This is a genomic window from Halomonas sp. H10-59, assembly GCF_040070555.1.
Classification (GTDB): domain Bacteria; phylum Pseudomonadota; class Gammaproteobacteria; order Pseudomonadales; family Halomonadaceae; genus Halomonas; species Halomonas litopenaei.
In genome coordinates this window covers 221,695-238,038 of sequence record NZ_CP098828.1, presented here as the reverse complement: position 1 = coordinate 238,038, position 16,344 = coordinate 221,695, and the positions used below count along the sequence as shown (strand labels likewise).

Genomic DNA, 16,344 nt, shown 5'->3' with positions numbered 1-16,344 from the left:
CGACGTAGCGTCTACCTTTTCCTCAGAACCACGATAACAACCGCAAGGGGACAACGATGATCGTCAACTGCGTGGCGTATGAAGAAGGACGGCGTCTTTGCAACATCGACAGAGGCGAGATCGATGACTACCGCTCGCGCTCGAACTGCTTTGTCTGGGTGGCGCTGCACGACCCGGACGCCGAGGAGCTCTCCACCTTTCAGGACATCTTCGCGCTGCATGAACTGGCCGTGGAGGATGCCCTGGTCGGCGAACAGCGCCCCAAGGTGGAGGAATACGGCGACGCTCTGTTCGTCGTCACCCAAGTGATCAGCGTCAATCAGGGCGAGGTGCAGCATGGCCAGCTGGCCATCTTTGCCGGTCCCGGCTATGTACTGTCGGTACGTCAGCACTCCGGGCGTGGATTCACCGACGTGCGCGCCCGCTGCGAGCGCGAGCCCGAACTGCTCAAGCAGGGGCCGGCCTTCGTGCTCTATGCGCTGATGGACGTGGTCGTGGACCGCTACTTTCCGGTACTCGAAGAACTCGAGGCCGAACTGGAAAGCATCGAGGACCAGATCTTCGTGCGCGGCAGCGCCCGCGCCAGCCTGGAGCGACTGTATCAGCTCAAGCGCCGCACCATGTGCGTCAAGCACGCGGTGACCCCACTGGCCGAAGCCAGCTCCCATCTGTTCGGCGGACGCGTCCCGGCGCTGTGCTACGAGACCCAGGACTACTTCCGCGACGTCTACGACCACCTGCATCGTATCGAGGCGGCCATCGACACCATTCGCGAAACCATCATTACCGCCATCCAGGTCAACCTGTCGATGGTGGCCATCGACGAGAGCGAGGTGCACAAGCGCCTGGCCTCCTGGGCGGCGATCTTCGCGGTGGCGACCATCCTCGCCGGCATCTGGGGGATGAACTTCACCCATATGCCCGAACTGGACTGGCGGCTGGGCTATCCGCTGGCGCTGGGGATGATGGTGCTGTGCTGTGGCGCGCTCTACCGACGCTTCCGTCGCACCGGCTGGCTATAGCGCCGATCGCGTCCAGCCAAACTCACTGCCAGACGACGCTGAGCGGCTCCTTGCCCGCCATCCGCTCCAGGTGGCTGGCCACTACGTCCTTGAGGCGCTCCAGCCGCTCGGCGTCCTCGGCCTGGAGGTCGACGCTGAGCTGCGAGTCGGACGCCTTCATCCAGCACTCGCCGCCTGGGAACACCACGTGACCGCTCTCGGCATCCACCTCGAGCTTGTGGGCCCAGTGCTTGCACAGGCGATTGATCAAGCGTTGCCCTGATGCGGTCTCGACGAAGGCTCGGGATTCCACCATACTTTTCACCGTTTTTTGCGAATGCGAATGTATCGCAGAATAATATCGCCTAAGCATCCTCAGCATCAGGCAACGGCGTGTTGCTGTTCATCGTACCCACGCAGGCCTAGCCGTTCCCGGGCGGCGAGCGCCGGCGCGGCCACCCCAGGCGACGACCTTCCATGGCGGCCAGGGCGGCACCGCCGAGCAGCAGAGGTAGCGCCAGCAGAAAGCCGCTCGACAACGGCTGGCCAAACAGCCAGAGATCGGCCAGTACCGGCCACACCAGGGCGATGTACTCGAAGGGGGCAAGCCTCGACACCTCGGCAAAGCGCAGCGCCAAGGTCATGCAGATGTGCGCCGCGCCGCCCAGCAACCCGGCCAGGATCAGCAGCGTCAGCGTCTGGGTCGGCAGCGCCACCCAGCCCATCGGCAGAGTCGCAAGCCCCGCCAGGGTGCAGGCCAGCACGAAGTAGAAGGCGATGGCACCGGCGCCCTCGGTGCGCGAGATGCGCCGCACCGTGACCAGCGCCGCAGCGGTCAACGACGCCCCCAGCACACCGAGCGCGTAGCCCGACAACTGCCCGGCCTTGTCGGCGTTACCGATATCCGGCACCACCAGCACCGCCACCCCGCCCAAGGCGAGCACAAGTGCCAGCGCCCGCGACGGGGTAAGGCGCTCGCCCAGCAACACCACGCCGCCGATCGCCATCAGTACCGGTGCCAGCTGCGCCAGCAGGGTGGCTTCGGCTACGGGCAGACGCGCCAGGGCCGCAAAGGTGGCAAACATCGAAGCGGCGCCGAGGCTCGAGCGCAACAGATGGCCCAAGGGGCGACGGGTCGCCAGCCCCGCCGGAAACTCTCGACGCCAGGCCAGAAACAGCACGATCGGCAACAGCGCAAAGGCGGAGCGATAGAACACTACCTGGCCCAAGGGCACCTCGTCGCTCACCCACTTCACGCAGACCAGCATGGCAGCGAACAGCACCCCGGAGGCGATGCGCAGCAAGATGCCCGCCAAGGGCCTATCCCTATCACTCATGATCATCGTCCCTGTTCAGAAGAGCCGCGCTGTCCACAAGCCCTGCCCCACCCAATCAAGCCGCCCAGCAAAAGCGCCCACGAGAACCACCCGAGCGCGACGCCCCGCTGACAGCCCTTGTGCTGCCGACAAAAAAATCGACCCCCGGCGCCAGGCGTCGGGGGTCGATCATCGTCACTAAGCCCTGGTCGGCGCAGGATTACTCCTGGCCCGAGGGTACGCGACTTACAGCTTCATATCCTCGAAGAACTTCTTCACCCCGTCGAAGAAGCTCGACTTCTTCGGCGAGTGCTGGGCGTTGCTGCCACCCAGGCTGTCCTGGAACTTGCGCAGCAGATCCTTCTGTTCCTCGCTGAGCTTGACCGGGGTTTCCACCACCACCCGGCACAACAGATCGCCGGCGGGGCCGCCGCGCACCGGCTTGACACCCTTGCCGCGCAGCCGGAACAGCTTGCCGGTCTGGGTTTCCGCCGGAATCTTCAGCTTCACCCGACCATCCAGCGTCGGCACTTCGAGCTCACCGCCAAGGGCGGCGTCGACGAAGTTGATCGGTACCTCACACTGCAGGTGACGCCCTTCGCGCTCGAAGATATGGTGCGGCTTGATCGCGACCTGCACATACAGGTCCCCGGGCGGACCGCCGTTGATACCGGCTTCGCCCTCGCCATTGAGACGAATGCGATCGCCGGAATCGACGCCGGCCGGAATCTTCACCGAAAGGGTGCGGGTCTCGCGCACGCGACCTTCGCCATGACAGGCGTGGCACGGCACCTTGATGTGCTGGCCGCTGCCGTGACAGGTCGGGCAGGTCTGCTGCACGGCAAAGAAGCCCTGCTGCATGCGCACCTGACCGTGTCCGTGACAGGTCGGGCAGGTTTCCTTGGTGGAACCCGGCTCGGCACCTTCGCCGTCGCAGCGCTCACATTCGATGTGACGCGGCACACGGATGTCGACACTGGTGCCGGCCACCGCGCTCTCGAGGTCAAGCTCGAGGTTGTAGCGCAGGTCGCTGCCCCGCTGGGGCGCATTGGGGTTACGACGTCCGCCGCCACCGCCGAAGATGTCACCGAAGACATCACCGAAGATGTCACTGAAGCCGCCAGCCCCGGCGCCGCCAAAGCCACCACCGCCCTGGCCGTCGACGCCGGCATGGCCAAACTGGTCGTAGGCCGCACGCTTCTCGCTGTCGGTCAGGACCTCGTAGGCCTCGGACACTTCACGGAATTTTTCCGCTGAGGTGTCATCGTCCGGGTTACGGTCCGGGTGGTACTTCTGTGCCAGGCGCCGATAGGCCTTCTTGATGTCCTTCTGATCGGCACCGCGCTCGACACCTAGTACCTCGTAGTAGTCTCTCTTGGACATGGGTCTGTCCGCCTCCGTCGCGACGCTCAGCAACACCAACGCGGGAGTCCGGCTCCCGCGTTGGCGTCATCCGAGGTTCAGATGTCGTGGTTACTGCTTTTTCTGGTCGTCGTTGACTTCTTCGTACTCGGCGTCGACCACGTCATCTTCCTTCTTGGCGCCAGCGTCGGCGTCACCCGCCTGCTGGCCAGCGTCCGCCTGCTCGGCGTACATCTTCTGCGCCAGGTTGCCGGAGGCCTCGGTCAGGGCGTCGAGCTTGGCCTGGATGGCATCCTTGTCGTCGCCCTGCAGCGCTTCCTCGAGCTCCTTGATGGCGCTCTCGATGGCCTGCTTCTCTTCCTCGGAGGCCTTGTCGCCGGCTTCATCGAGGGTCTTGCGAGAGGCGTGGATCATGCCGTCGGCCTGGTTGCGCAGCGCCACCAGTTCCTCGAACTTCTTGTCCTCGTCGGCGTGGGCCTCGGCGTCGCGGACCATCTGCTCGATCTCGTCGTCGGACAGGCCGCTGGAGGCCTTGATGACGATGGACTGTTCCTTGCCGGTGGCCTTGTCCTTGGCGGACACGTTGAGGATACCGTTGGCGTCCAGGTCGAAGGCGACCTCGATCTGCGGCACACCGCGCGGCGCCGGCGGAATGTCCGACAGGTCGAAGCGACCGAGCGACTTGTTGCCGCTGGACTGCTTGCGCTCACCCTGCAGCACGTGAATGGTCACGGCGGTCTGGTTGTCGTCCGCGGTGGAGAACACCTGGGTCTTCTTGGTCGGGATGGTGGTGTTCTTCTCGATCAGCGGCGTCATCACGCCACCCAGGGTCTCGATACCCAGTGTCAGCGGGGTCACGTCCAGCAGCAGCACGTCCTTGACGTCACCGCCAAGCACGCCGCCCTGGATCGCAGCACCCACGGCCACGGCTTCGTCCGGGTTGACGTCCTTGCGGGCGTCCTTGCCGAAGAACTCGGCGACCTTGGCCTGAACCATCGGCATACGGGTCTGGCCACCGACCAGGATGACGTCGTCGATCTCGGAGGCGGACAGGCCGGCGTCGGACAGTGCGGTCTTGCACGGCGCCAGTGAACGGCTCACCAGCTCTTCCACCAGCGACTCAAGCTTAGCCCGGGTCACCTTGACGTTGAGGTGCTTGGGACCGGTGTTGTCGGCGGTGATGTAAGGCAGGTTGACGTCGGTCTGCTGGGCGCTGGACAGCTCGATCTTGGCCTTCTCGGCGGCTTCCTTCAGGCGCTGCATGGCCAGGTTGTCGCCGGACAGGTCGATACCGCTGTCGGCCTTGAACTGGTCGACCAGGTAGTTGATCAGCTTGAGGTCGAAGTCCTCACCACCCAGGAAGGTGTCGCCGTTGGTGGCCAGCACCTCGAACTGCGTCTCGCCGTCGACGTCGGCCACTTCGATGATGGAGATATCGAAGGTACCGCCACCCAGGTCGTAGACCGCGATGGTCTTGTCACCGCGTGACTTGTCCATGCCATAGGCAAGGGCAGCCGCGGTCGGCTCGTTGATGATGCGCTTGACCTCGAGACCGGCGATGCGACCCGCGTCCTTGGTGGCCTGACGCTGGCTGTCGTTGAAGTAGGCCGGCACGGTGATGACCGCCTCGGTCACTTCTTCGCCCAGGTAGTCCTCGGCGGTCTTCTTCATCTTCTTCAGCACTTCAGCGCTGACCTGGGGCGGTGCCAGCTTCTTGCCCTTGACCTCGACCCAGGCGTCGCCGTTGTCGGCTTCGGTGATGGTGTAGGGCACCATCTTGATGTCCTTCTGGACGACGTCGTCCTTGAAGCGACGGCCGATCAGGCGCTTGATCGCGTACAGGGTGTTTTCCGGGTTGGTCACCGCCTGACGCTTGGCCGCCTGACCCACCAGGGTCTCGCCATCATCGGTGTAGGCGATGATGGACGGGGTGGTACGTGCGCCTTCTGCGTTCTCGATTACCTTGGCGCTGTCGCCGTCGAGCACGGCCAGACAGGAGTTGGTGGTACCAAGGTCAATGCCGATGATGCGTCCCATAGGAAATCCTCGAATTCGTGTCTTGCGTAACTGAAGTTTGGCTTGCGGCGTTCACCGCGGGGTTGCCGACTATCTGGGGGGCGTCTCCGCCGATTTCAAGGCCCCATGTTCAACTCCTGTCGACAACCCGTATCGGTCAGGCCCCGTGGGCCGGATGTTTCAGCCGGCCGTCTGGCTCACTACCACCATCGCCGGGCGCACCAGGCGTCCGTTGAGCACGTAGCCCTTCTGCATCACGTCGATGACGGTGTTGGGGTCGACCTCGGGGTTCGGCACCATGGCCATGGCCTCGTGGTACTGCGGGTCGAACGGCTCGCCCTGGGGCTCGACGATCTCGACGCCGAACTTGGCCAGTACGTCGAGCTGCATCTTCAGGGTCATGGAGACACCCTCGCGATGCACCTCGGAGGCGTCCTCACCCATGGCCTCAAGCGCCTTTTCCAGGCTGTCGACCACCGGAAGCAGGTCCTTGATGAACTTCTCCAGCGCAAACTTGCGCGCCTTCTCGGCCTCGGCTTCCGCCCGCCTGCGCACGTTCTGCGCCTCGGCGGCGGCACGCAGGGCCTGGTCCTTGGCCTCGGTCACGCTCTGCTCGAGCTCCTCGACGCGGGCCGCCAGCACCTCGGCCTCGGGGTTGTCACCGCCTTCCACGGCCTCGGCCTGTGCCTCATCCTCAGCCTGATCGACGATGTCCTCGAGTTCGCCCTCGACGGCCTCGGCAGCATCGACCGCCTGCTCCGGCTCGCCTTCCTGCTCCTGGCGAGCGAGTTCGTCATCCAACGGGGTCTGGGGATCTTTGGCCATGTGCAGCCTCCTGAAGAAGTCCAACAATTGCGGTAGCACCGCCTTTACAGTGGCTGGTCCGGGGACCAGAGGTTGCAGAGGTATATGGGGTTGGCCACAACAATCTCAAGGGGAAAGACGCAGATCCTGATCAGACTTTCCCCGGCAGGCCCAGGATTTGCCGCAGCGCTGACCCGCAACCACTGAAGTTGCTGCGCAAGGATGCATTGAGGGCGCGCCTGGACTACTGTATAAACAGACACCACATGGATGGATAAACAGTAATGACAACCCCCACCCATTGCGCCATATCGATGCTCTAGCGATTGCGCGTGCGATTGCCGCACCCATCGCCCTGTACGACCGCCACCCTTGCACTGACCGTCGCACCGCTCGATGACGCCACCAGGAGGCACGCATGCTGACCGAACTCTCGATCCAGGACTTCGCCATCGTCGACCACCTCGAACTCGAGCTCGAGGGCGGCATGACTGCCATCACCGGCGAGACCGGCGCCGGCAAGTCGATCCTGCTTGGCGCCCTGGGCCTGTGTCTCGGCGAACGCGCCGACGCCGGCAGCGTGCGCCACGGCCAGTCCAGAGCCGACCTGAGCGCGCGCTTCGACATTGCCAATCTGCCCAACGCCCGGGCCTGGCTTGCCAACCGAGAACTGCCCGATGACGACTGCCTGCTGCGTCGCGTGGTCACTAAAAGCGGTCGCTCCAAGGCCTGGATCAACGGCCAGCCAGCCACCATCGCCGACCTCAAGTCGCTGGGCGAGACCCTGATCGAGATCCACGGCCAGCACGCCCACCAGGCCCTGCTGGCCGAGGACACCCACCTGCGCCTGCTCGACGACCTGGCCGGCCACCGTGAATCGGTGAGCCGACTGGCCGAGCTCTATCGGGAGTGGCAGTCCACCCGGCGACAACTGAAACGGCTGGCCGACGACGGCGATGAAATCCGCGCCCGTCGCCAGCTGTTGCGCTATCAGGTGGAAGAACTCGACCAACTCGGCCTGGGCGAAGACGAGCTCGAACAGCTCGAACGTGAACAGGAGCTGCTGGCCCACGCCGAATCGCGCCTGGCGGAGACCCAGTTCGCCCTCGACTGCTGCGATGGCGAGGAAGGCGGCGCCCTGCCCCTGCTCCACCAGACAAGCCAGCGCCTGGCCGCCCTGCCCGGCAGCGACAAGGGAGCCCTGGCCAACGCCATCGCCTTGCTCGGTGACGCCAGCATTCAGCTCGAGGAAGCCGGCCGCGAACTGCATCAGGTGGTCGCCGACGTGGAGCTGGACCCGGAGCGCCTGGCCTGGGTAGAACAGCGCCTGGGCGAGGCTCATCGCATCGCTCGCAAGCACCATGTACTGCCCGACGAGATCGTCGCCCTGCACCAGCGCCTGACGGCAGAACTTCAGGGACTGGAGGGCGGTGACGAGGACCTCGAGGCGCTGACCGAGAAGGCCGACGCCCTCAAGGCAGAATGGCGTGCCCTGGCAGAGACCGTCAGCGCCGCTCGCCACAAGGCCGCCAAGCGTTTCGGCAAGGAAGTCCAGCAGCAACTGGCGTTTCTGGCCATGGGCAAGGCCCGCTTCGAGGTCGACGTCAGTCGGCGCGATGCCGCTACCCCAGAGGGCATGGACCGGGTGCGCTTCCTGATCGCCGCCAACCCCGGCCAGCCGCCACGCCCGCTGGCCAAGGTAGCCTCCGGTGGCGAGCTGTCGCGTATCAGCCTGGCCATCCAGGTGATCGCCGCCCAGCACTCCACCATCCCCAGCCTGGTGTTCGATGAGGTCGACGTCGGGGTATCCGGTGCCACCGCCGAGATCGTCGGCCAGCTGCTCAAGCGACTGGGCCAGGGTGGCCAGGTACTAACGGTGACCCACTTGCCCCAGGTCGCCGCCCAGGCCCACCACCATCTGCACATCGAGAAGAAGGCGCGCAAGGATTCCACCCGCACCCGCATGGCGCATCTGGACGAAGCCGGGCGGGTCGGCGAGCTGGCGCGCATGCTCGGCGGCGTCAAACTCTCGGACCAGACCCTGGCCCATGCCCGCGAGATGCTCGACGCAAGCCAGCGGGCGCACCACTAGGCCTGGCGAACCCAAACAGCACAAAAAAGCGATACTGACGAGCAGTCCGCAAGAAAAAGCAGCATTTTACAGTGAGCCAACAACGCAAGCGCCACGCCCCCCAACTGACGGGGACGTGGCGCTTTTGTCTATCCACTGACCGCACAGCGCTGATCGTATCTTCCAGACACGAGAAAGCCTCCGCCCCGGGGGGGGGGGCAGAGGCTCTTGCTCAGCGCTACGCGCAGAGGGACCCGTTACTTCTTGGCGATGCCTTCCTGGCGCGTCGCCTTGGAACCCTTGGGTCTGACGTAGAGGACCAGCGCGTGATCGACGAGCTCGAAACCGTGCTCTTCGGCGATCTCCTGCTGACGACGCTCGATGGTCTCGTCGAAGAACTCGATGATCTCACCGCTTTCCAGGCACACCATATGGTCGTGATGCTCTTCCTGAGAGAGCTCGAAGACCGCATGGCCACCGTCGAAATTGTGTCGGATCACCAGGCCCGCCGACTCGAACTGAGTCAGCACGCGATACACCGTCGCCAGGCCCACGTCTTCGCCCGCTTCGAGAAGCGTCTTGTACACATCCTCGGCGCTGAGGTGGTGCTGATCGGTGGCAGATTCGAGGATCTGCAGGATCTTTACGCGCGGCAGAGTGACTTTCAGTCCAGCCTTGCGCAATTCATGGTTCTTGTCGGCCATGGTTGCTCTTCGCAGTATCAGGTAGGGTCGGGTATGATCGACCGACCCCACGATAGTGAAGAACAGGCGCAAATGCAAAAGTTGACCGGAATTGTCACCCTTTCACTGGCCCTGGCGCTGACCAGCGGCTGCACCTACTTCAGCGTGTACAAGCGCGACCTGGCACAGGGCAACCTGGTGACCAACAGCATGGTCGAACAGCTGCGCCCCGGCATGTCCCGACAGGAGGTCATCAACCTCATGGGCTCGCCGCTGCTGGAGGCCCCGTTCAGCGCCGACCAGTGGGACTACGTCTACCGTCTCGACGAAGCTTACGGTGACGTGATGCAAAGACGCGTCACCCTTACCTTCGCCGGCAACAACCTGGTCAATATCGACCGGGAAGGCGACTTCAGCATGAACCCGGACGTGGCAGGCAAGCATAGCTACGGCGTAGGCCCCACCAGCGGCGGCGGCGACGATAACCCCGAGGGCGAAGCCAATATCGAGCCGATCTACAACCGCACCGTGGATCCCGAGCGCGAGTAAGCCGTTGGCGCCAGCGAGAACACGCATCAGGGTGGCCACAACGGCCACCCTGGTTGGTTCTACGCCTGGTGGGCTCTACACCTAGGCGCTTCCATGCGCAGCGCCGTCGCTCAGACGGCGACGCACCTGCCCCGGCCGCCCAGGGCCCCTAGGAGGAAGAGCGGCTACGAGCCGCCCTCTCTGCCCTCGCCGCCTTGGGATCGATCTTCAACGGTCGATAGACCTCTACGCGATCACCGTCACGTAGTATCTGCCGTGAGGGTTCTTTCAACGCCTTGCCGAAGATACCGAGACTGGCCTCGCTGAAGGTTTCCACAGGCAGCTCGGGAAACAGCGACGGCAGGTCGGCCAACGCCAGCGCTTCGCTGGCGGTCGTGCCCTTGGCGACGCGCAGCGCGACAAGACGTTGCTTGTGCGGCAAGGCAAAGGCCACTTCCACGCGAAGCACCTCGTCGCTTGCGTCTTCCTTTATATCTGGCCCCGCCGAGTGATCAGCGGGTGCCGGCTCGACACGAGGAGCCGAGGGTCTCGCGCTGTCAGCGGCCATAGAGCTCATCGGCACGCCGCGTGAAGGCATCAACCTGCTGGCCCGCGATCTGCTGGAAGACCTTGCCAAAGGCCATGCCGAGCAGCCGGCTGGAGAACTCGAAGTCCATCTCCAGGCTGACCTTGCACACGTTCTCGCCCATGGTGATGAATTTCCAGCGTCCGTCCAGTCGCTTGAACGGCCCCTTTACCAGCGACAGCTCGATACGGTCAGGCTCGTGCAGGTCATTTCGGGTGACGATGGTCTGCTCGATGCCGGCCCGCCCCAGGGTCATTTCGCCGATCAGGTGCGATTCGTCCTTCTCCAGCAGCCGCGCGCGACGACAGCCCGGCAGAAACTCCGGATAGCGCTCGAAATCGTTGACCAGATCGAACATCTGCTTGGGGGTGTGCCGCACCATGGCGGACCGATTGACGGTTGGCATTGACCTCTCCGCTGACTTCCAGAAGCCCAGGGCGTATCATGAGCGGTTATTTCGGCCTCAAATGGTAGCACGCTTCCCCGGCAGAACTAGAGACAGCCGAAAGGGGGACCGACGGGCAGCGCCGCCGTGGCAACCGCCTGGCGTCGCCCCGGAAGGCTACACATCGGGCCGCATCGGTTACGACACCGCTTCCACGACCGATTCAGACATCAAGAGGTTCCATGGCCAGCAAGAAGGGAAAGGACAAGGGTCCCGGCAACAACACCATCGCCCAGAACAAGAAGGCGCGCTTCGAATACCATATCGACGAGTCCTTCGAGGCCGGGCTGGTGCTGGCGGGATGGGAGGTCAAGAGCCTGCGTGCCGGCAAGGCCCAGCTCACCGACACCTACATTCTGGTGAAGAACGGCGAGGCCTGGTTGCTCGGCAGCCATATCATGCCGCTCAACACCACCAGCACCCACGAGGTGGCGGACCCCACGCGCACGCGCAAGCTGCTGCTTCACCGCAAGGAGATCGCCAAGATCTTCTCGCGCACCCAGGACAAGGGGCACACCTGTGTGCCGCTGAAGCTGTACTGGAAAGGCAGCCGGGTGAAGTGTGAGCTGGCGCTGGTGACGGGCAAGAAGCTCCACGACAAGCGCGCCACCGAGAAGGATCGCGACTGGCAGCGTCAGAAGGGCCGCGTCATGCGGGAACAAAACCGCGCCTGAGCCGTCAGATGTAGTACAGACCGCCGGATCTTTGGTACACTGGCGGGGCGTTACGGGGGCGACATGGTTTCGACGCTGATGACAACCCCTGAGGTGCATGCCGAGAGCGTGATGTATCTCGTAAATCCAACATCACGATTAAATAGTCGCAAACGACGAAAACTACGCTCAGGGCGCGCTGGCAGCGTAAAAACTGCTAGCTTCTAGTCCTACCCGGCGGCGACGTGCTCATCCGTTGCCAATGGGCTACGAGCCAAGATAGGTGAGATCGCGGTTGGCGCTGTCCTCTCGTCAATCGCTAAACTTTCGAGGAATCGCGTTTCGGGATCCTGCCCGTCGGAGCCCGAGGCGTTAAATCAAATGACGGAACTAAGCATGTAGAGCCAATGGGCGAGTGTCGGCGGACGCGGGTTCGATTCCCGCCGCCTCCACCAACACCAGAAAGATGCCACCTTCCCAAAGGTGGCATTTTTCGTTTCAGCCCCCTGGATAAAGAAGCCTCTAGGGCGAAGTCGGCGCTCTCTACAGCCCCGGGCTTCGATTCCCGCCGCCTCCACCAACACCGACGAAAGAACCTCCCTTGTGGAGGTTTTTTTGTGTCTGCAAGGTCCACGACCCCAGGGCGAGGTCGGCGCTCTCTACAGACCCAGGGGTTCGATCCCAGCCGCCTCCACCAACACCGACGAAAAAGCCACCTCATCTGAAGGTGGCTTTTTTGTACCCGGAAGATACAAAGGTCAAAGGTGAGCCAAGGGCGAGGTCGGCGCTCTCTACAGACCCGGGGGTCGATTCCCGCCGCCTCCACCAACACCGACGAAAATGCCACCTTGTGTATCAAGGTGGCGTTTGCTGCTGGAAGATCTCGAGCCCCAGCGACGATGGCCAGGTAAGCGCGTGACAGTGCCTGTGATGGCGGAGAGGTAGGTGGCGTCGGCTCTCACTCTTCCTGACGCTTTCCTTCGACAGGTGTGAGCGGGCTGTAGTCCTTGCGCGTGGCCAGGAACTCGGGGCGAGGCTTGTTGCCGCAGTAGGGATCGTGGAGGGTATTCTCGACACTGTTATAGACGAAGAACAGATTGCTTCTCGGCCAGCAGGACATATTGATATTGGAGCCGTGCAGCGTATTGCACTCGAACATCACCAATGAGCCAGAATCGCCTTTCGGCGCCTCTATATCATTCTCCAGCATCAGTTTCTTCAGGCTGGCGGCATCAGGAACACCGATGTCCTGGCTCTTCAATGACTCCTTGTAGTTGTCCTCCGGGGTGCGTCCGACACAAGGAACGAATTGCTTGTGGGACCCGGGAATCAGCATCAATGGGCCGTTGAATTCACCGTTATCCGTCAGGATGATCGAGCAGCTCAGTGACCGCATCCGAGGCATACCATCTTCGCTATGCCAGGTCTCGAAGTCCGAGTGCCAGTCAAAACCTTTCCCCTTGAAGCCGGGCTTGTAGTTGATACGCGACTGATGGATGTAGACGTCGCTACCGAGTATCTGCTGCACCATGGCCAATAGCCTCGGGTCCCGTGTCAGACGGCTGAAACGATCCGAGACTTGATGTATGCCGAAGATCGACCGGATCTCCTGTTTTCCGGGCTCCAGCACCGTCCCTTCGGACAATTTGAGGTCCTCGTCTTCCTCGTACTCCCGCAATTCCTGGATAAAGGCATCCATCTCCTCCTTGTCGAAGAAGTTCTCGAAAGAGAGAAAGCCTTTTCTATCAAACTCATCAAGCTCTTCTTCGCTGAGGGGGCCGTTCGCTCGCTGCTGTTCATCGCAATGAACGACCGGGTCGATGCGCTCGAACATGCCCAGCTTGCGCTCCAGGCGTGTCGGAAAAAGATCCTGTGTATCTCGCATGGTGGCTTGCTCCCTTGTCATGGCAGAATCGCTGAACGAAAGACGAAGACGCCATGCCTGGCCGAGTCACCAATGAACTGTCGTGGGCAAGACTCGATGGGCGCTTTATGTCAAAGCTGTTGCAATAGCGTCTGAACAACGTCAATTCGAAAGTCATCAAGGTAATCCTTTACGTCGCCGTCAGACGCTGCCAGAGCAGGGCGCTGTTTCGTACTTCTTATTGAAAAGAGTTGTAACGCCGTGTGACTTCACTTCTTCACATTACTTCGAATCTCGATGGTCATATTCAGCGGCGGCCAAGGTAGCACCGCTATGCCCAGGCAAAAACGCAAAAACCTCCAGCGAAAGGACACCTCCACGAAAGAACACAGGCCGACACACTCCCTGGCGAATGTCGCTCTTCCTTTCATAAGATTTCGCCCACTCGCCTCTGGATACGTTTCGGTATCGCGGCTACTGGCGTTGAAGACGTTCATGGCAAGTGATTATGCTGGGACTGATTCGGGTCGAACCGGTGAGGTCAGGCTTCTCGTCGAAAGATCCTTTGAGCCTGCCAGACAGCAAGCCATGAGCGCCGGTACGACAATCTTCTTTCTCTTCAAGGAGGTAACCATGCCAGCGAAGTCGAAAGCCCAGCAGATGGCGGCAGGAGCGGCCCTCGCTGCCAAGCGTGGTGAACAGAAGGTGAGCGAACTCGACGGTGCCGCCCGGTCGATGTACGACTCGATGAGCGAAGACGAACTGGAAAAGATGGCGTCGACCGAGCGTACCGGCAAGCCCAGGCACGATTCGCAGTCCTAGGCAGAGAACAGCGTCGGATCAAGGCTCCCGTCGATCCTTAAGCGTAGATTAAGGTTTTGCGCCCCATACTGCCTGCGAGACAGTTGGGTAGATCGACGGAGAAGACGCCATGCGGGCACTACTGGTGGAGGATGACCCTCTGTTGGGGGACGGTATCAAGGTCGCACTTGAACGAGAGGGCTATGCAGTCGATTGGTTCACCTGCGGCAAGCCGGCTCTCGAGGCGCTGACCCTGGAGGCGTTCTCGGTGGTGATCCTCGACCTTGGCCTGCCCGACTGCGATGGACTGGAGATCCTGAGACGCCTGCGCCAGCAAACTGCCCTGCCGGTTCTGATCCTGACCGCCCGTGACGCCGTGGAAGAACGTATCCAGGGCTTGGACGCCGGGGCAGACGACTATGTACTGAAGCCCTTCGACCTCCAGGAACTGCTGGCGCGCCTGCGCGTGGTGATTCGACGAGCGGCCGGTCGCGCCAGTTCCACCATCGACGTCGGCACGCTGTGCATCGATGAGGCTCGCCATTGTGTCGACTGGGAGGGACGCGGTATCGCCCTGAGTCGTCGCGAGTTCGCCCTGCTGATCGAGCTCGCCCGTCATCCCGGCCAGGTACTGTCGCGTCCCCGCCTGGAGAGCCTGCTCTACGGCTGGGGCGAAGAACTCGAGTCCAACGCGCTGGAAGTTCACGTTCATCATCTTCGCAAGAAGCTGCACAAGGAGATGATCACCACGGTGCGTGGCATCGGCTATCGCCTCAATACCGACTTCCTGGCCATCACCCCGTGATGTCGATCCATCGCTATCTTTTCCGCACCCTGGCCCTTTCCCTTGCCATGGTGGCGCTATTGTCGGTGGTGGCCGCCTGGCTGATCTCGCAAAACGAGCTGGAGGAGATCCTCGATGCCCAGCTCGCCTTCACCGGCAGGGGGCTGATGAGCATGCTCCCCGAGGCACCCGAGACAGACGACTTTCAACGTCTGGCCCGATGGATGGACCAGCGCAAGGCCAGCGCCCACCTGTACACCGACAGCGGCACGTCCGATGACCTGCCGGTGGCACCCGGCCAGACCTATCACCACGAAGAGCGCAAGATGGGCTTCGGACTGTGGACCGAGACCGGCCAGCCGGTGGTGATTGGCCCTGGATGGCAAGGCGTCGATCGCCAGCCCCAGATGCCGCCACCTGGTGAGCAGGGTTTCGAGTGGCGATCGCTGGGAGAGTCTCGCTGGCGAGTCTTTGCCCTGCATGACCCGAGTCGTGGTCTGTGGCTACAGATCGGTATCGAGCGGGACTTCTTTCTCGACATCATCGAGCGCATTACGCTCAATCACCTCTGGCCCATGCTACTGCTGATGCCGCTGTGCCTGTTGCTGGTGCTGCGCCATATCCGGCGCGGCCTGCGCCCCATCGAGCGACTATCGCAGCAGGTGGAGCATCGAGACTCCGCCGACCTGAGTCGCATCGAACTGGACGTGCCGACGGAATTGGCCGGACTAAGGGCCTCACTCAACGACTTCATCGGGCGGCTCAAAGCGACCCTGGAAAAGGAGAGGCGCTTCACCGCGGATGCCGCCCATGAACTGCGCACTCCTCTGGCAGCCCTGAAGATCCACCTGGACAACGCCCTGGCAGGCGAAGGCGACGCCCTGCCCAAGGCTCGCCAGGGCGTCGAGCGACTCCAGCGCGTGGTGGAGCAGCTGCTGGTCCTGGCACGGGTCGATCGCCACACCGGTGCTGCACCAGAAAGGGTAGACCTGCGCTCGCTCCTGCTGGACCTCGCGGCCGAGCTCTGGCCGCTGGCCGACGCTCGTGGCCAGCAACTCCGTCTGGAGCACGTAGATCCGACCACGGTCGAGGGTAATGCCACGGAGCTTGGCATCATGATCCGCAATCTGCTGGACAACGCGCTGCGCTACACACCAGACGGTGGCACCATCGAAGCCATCCTTCACGAAGAGCCCCAGGGTGTGCGTCTAAGCATCCTCGATAGCGGCCCCGGCATTCCCGCTACGCACCTGGAGCGAGTCACCGAGCGCTTCCATCGCGCCAGCGACGCCACCACCACCGGTAGCGGTCTGGGCCTTTCCATCGTGCTTGCCCTGGCTCATCAGCAGGACGTCGAAGTCAGCCTGAACAACCGTGAGTCAGCAGGGTTTGACGCCACACTGCGCTGGCGACGCTGACATGCCACCCGG

At 62.7% G+C, this 16,344-nt stretch carries 16 protein-coding genes and 1 other RNA gene; 8 read left to right on the top strand and 9 right to left on the bottom strand.

Features of this window, described 5'->3' with window-relative positions; all coding sequences use genetic code 11:
* Positions 1-56 precede the first annotated feature (56 nt).
* Complete coding sequence (gene corA / locus NFG57_RS01095; RefSeq protein WP_045992283.1) at positions 57-1,022, top strand: magnesium/cobalt transporter CorA; 966 nt, start codon at positions 57-59, stop codon at positions 1,020-1,022.
* A gap of 22 nt (positions 1,023-1,044) precedes the next feature.
* Here corA and NFG57_RS01090 read toward each other — a convergent pair whose 3' ends face one another.
* The 5 genes from NFG57_RS01090 to grpE all read right to left on the bottom strand — a co-directional run bounded on the left by NFG57_RS01090 (position 1,045) and on the right by grpE (position 6,520).
* On the bottom strand, positions 1,045-1,317 hold the full coding sequence (locus NFG57_RS01090; RefSeq protein WP_045992284.1) for a DUF2218 domain-containing protein: 273 nt from the start codon (positions 1,315-1,317) through the stop codon (positions 1,045-1,047).
* Between the two features lie 106 nt (positions 1,318-1,423).
* Positions 1,424-2,338, bottom strand: coding sequence for a DMT family transporter (locus tag NFG57_RS01085; RefSeq protein WP_348815171.1), 915 nt, complete (start codon positions 2,336-2,338; stop codon positions 1,424-1,426).
* 225 nt (positions 2,339-2,563) lie between these two features.
* A complete protein-coding gene (gene dnaJ, locus NFG57_RS01080) occupies positions 2,564-3,700 on the bottom strand; it encodes a molecular chaperone DnaJ (protein WP_045992286.1) in 1,137 nt (378 codons plus the stop codon).
* Positions 3,701-3,790: 90 nt separating this feature from the next.
* Positions 3,791-5,716, bottom strand: a complete 1,926-nt coding sequence (gene dnaK, locus NFG57_RS01075; protein ID WP_348815170.1) for a molecular chaperone DnaK — start codon at positions 5,714-5,716, stop codon at positions 3,791-3,793.
* A gap of 159 nt (positions 5,717-5,875) precedes the next feature.
* On the bottom strand, positions 5,876-6,520 hold the full coding sequence (gene grpE, locus NFG57_RS01070) for a nucleotide exchange factor GrpE (RefSeq protein WP_348815169.1): 645 nt from the start codon (positions 6,518-6,520) through the stop codon (positions 5,876-5,878).
* Positions 6,521-6,917: 397 nt separating this feature from the next.
* Between grpE and recN the strand changes: the two genes are divergently transcribed.
* Complete coding sequence (gene recN / locus NFG57_RS01065; RefSeq protein ID WP_348815168.1) at positions 6,918-8,591, top strand: DNA repair protein RecN; 1,674 nt, start codon at positions 6,918-6,920, stop codon at positions 8,589-8,591.
* A 236-nt stretch (positions 8,592-8,827) separates the two neighbouring features.
* Here recN and fur read toward each other — a convergent pair whose 3' ends face one another.
* Complete coding sequence (gene fur, locus NFG57_RS01060) at positions 8,828-9,274, bottom strand: ferric iron uptake transcriptional regulator (protein WP_045992290.1); 447 nt, start codon at positions 9,272-9,274, stop codon at positions 8,828-8,830.
* A 72-nt stretch (positions 9,275-9,346) separates the two neighbouring features.
* Between fur and NFG57_RS01055 the strand changes: the two genes are divergently transcribed.
* Positions 9,347-9,802 carry an outer membrane protein assembly factor BamE gene (locus tag NFG57_RS01055; RefSeq protein WP_045992301.1) on the top strand — a complete coding sequence of 152 codons (456 nt, stop codon included), beginning with the start codon at positions 9,347-9,349 and terminating at the stop codon, positions 9,800-9,802.
* Between the two features lie 148 nt (positions 9,803-9,950).
* Here the strand turns inward: NFG57_RS01055 and NFG57_RS01050 are convergent, their stop codons facing one another.
* Positions 9,951-10,250, bottom strand: a complete 300-nt coding sequence (locus NFG57_RS01050) for an RnfH family protein (RefSeq protein WP_045992291.1) — start codon at positions 10,248-10,250, stop codon at positions 9,951-9,953.
* 88 nt (positions 10,251-10,338) lie between these two features.
* Positions 10,339-10,773: a type II toxin-antitoxin system RatA family toxin gene (locus NFG57_RS01045; protein ID WP_045992292.1), complete on the bottom strand. Its 435-nt coding sequence runs from the start codon at positions 10,771-10,773 to the stop codon at positions 10,339-10,341.
* Between the two features lie 221 nt (positions 10,774-10,994).
* Here NFG57_RS01045 and smpB point away from each other — a divergent pair, with 221 nt between their 5' ends.
* Together smpB and ssrA are read left to right on the top strand one after the other, a co-directional pair.
* Positions 10,995-11,486, top strand: coding sequence for an SsrA-binding protein SmpB (smpB, locus tag NFG57_RS01040; RefSeq protein WP_045992293.1), 492 nt, complete (start codon positions 10,995-10,997; stop codon positions 11,484-11,486).
* Positions 11,487-11,540: 54 nt separating this feature from the next.
* Positions 11,541-11,920, top strand: a transfer-messenger RNA (tmRNA) gene (ssrA, locus tag NFG57_RS01035).
* 503 nt (positions 11,921-12,423) lie between these two features.
* Here ssrA and thpD read toward each other — a convergent pair.
* On the bottom strand, positions 12,424-13,350 hold the full coding sequence (gene thpD, locus NFG57_RS01030; RefSeq protein ID WP_213227508.1) for an ectoine hydroxylase: 927 nt from the start codon (positions 13,348-13,350) through the stop codon (positions 12,424-12,426).
* A gap of 612 nt (positions 13,351-13,962) precedes the next feature.
* Here thpD and NFG57_RS01025 point away from each other — a divergent pair.
* From NFG57_RS01025 to NFG57_RS01015, 3 genes are all read left to right on the top strand, one after another.
* Positions 13,963-14,151 (top strand): DUF3008 family protein, encoded by a 189-nt coding sequence (locus tag NFG57_RS01025; RefSeq protein WP_108131823.1) that lies wholly within the window; start codon positions 13,963-13,965, stop codon positions 14,149-14,151.
* Positions 14,152-14,260: 109 nt separating this feature from the next.
* Positions 14,261-14,935, top strand: a complete 675-nt coding sequence (locus NFG57_RS01020) for a response regulator transcription factor (protein ID WP_213227374.1) — start codon at positions 14,261-14,263, stop codon at positions 14,933-14,935.
* Entirely contained in the window at positions 14,935-16,332 is a 1,398-nt protein-coding gene (locus NFG57_RS01015; protein ID WP_348816152.1) for an ATP-binding protein, read from the top strand. The genes NFG57_RS01020 and NFG57_RS01015 overlap by 1 nt, the downstream gene beginning before the upstream one ends.
* The last annotated feature ends 12 nt before the right edge of the window (positions 16,333-16,344 follow it).

Excerpts from the sequence above, each read along its gene's own strand:
- corA (WP_045992283.1), top strand. The coding sequence starts at position 57 with ATGATCGTCAACTGCGTGGCGTATGAAGAAGGACGGCGTCTTTGCAAC.
- NFG57_RS01090 (WP_045992284.1), bottom strand. The coding sequence starts at position 1,317 with ATGGTGGAATCCCGAGCCTTCGTCGAGACCGCATCAGGGCAACGCTTG.
- NFG57_RS01085 (WP_348815171.1), bottom strand. The coding sequence starts at position 2,338 with ATGAGTGATAGGGATAGGCCCTTGGCGGGCATCTTGCTGCGCATCGCC.
- dnaJ (WP_045992286.1), bottom strand. The coding sequence starts at position 3,700 with ATGTCCAAGAGAGACTACTACGAGGTACTAGGTGTCGAGCGCGGTGCC.
- dnaK (WP_348815170.1), bottom strand. The coding sequence starts at position 5,716 with ATGGGACGCATCATCGGCATTGACCTTGGTACCACCAACTCCTGTCTG.
- grpE (WP_348815169.1), bottom strand. The coding sequence starts at position 6,520 with ATGGCCAAAGATCCCCAGACCCCGTTGGATGACGAACTCGCTCGCCAG.
- recN (WP_348815168.1), top strand. The coding sequence starts at position 6,918 with ATGCTGACCGAACTCTCGATCCAGGACTTCGCCATCGTCGACCACCTC.
- fur (WP_045992290.1), bottom strand. The coding sequence starts at position 9,274 with ATGGCCGACAAGAACCATGAATTGCGCAAGGCTGGACTGAAAGTCACT.
- NFG57_RS01055 (WP_045992301.1), top strand. The coding sequence starts at position 9,347 with ATGCAAAAGTTGACCGGAATTGTCACCCTTTCACTGGCCCTGGCGCTG.
- NFG57_RS01045 (WP_045992292.1), bottom strand. The coding sequence starts at position 10,773 with ATGCCAACCGTCAATCGGTCCGCCATGGTGCGGCACACCCCCAAGCAG.
- smpB (WP_045992293.1), top strand. The coding sequence starts at position 10,995 with ATGGCCAGCAAGAAGGGAAAGGACAAGGGTCCCGGCAACAACACCATC.
- thpD (WP_213227508.1), bottom strand. The coding sequence starts at position 13,350 with ATGCGAGATACACAGGATCTTTTTCCGACACGCCTGGAGCGCAAGCTG.
- NFG57_RS01025 (WP_108131823.1), top strand. The coding sequence starts at position 13,963 with ATGCCAGCGAAGTCGAAAGCCCAGCAGATGGCGGCAGGAGCGGCCCTC.
- NFG57_RS01020 (WP_213227374.1), top strand. The coding sequence starts at position 14,261 with ATGCGGGCACTACTGGTGGAGGATGACCCTCTGTTGGGGGACGGTATC.
- NFG57_RS01015 (WP_348816152.1), top strand. The coding sequence starts at position 14,935 with ATGTCGATCCATCGCTATCTTTTCCGCACCCTGGCCCTTTCCCTTGCC.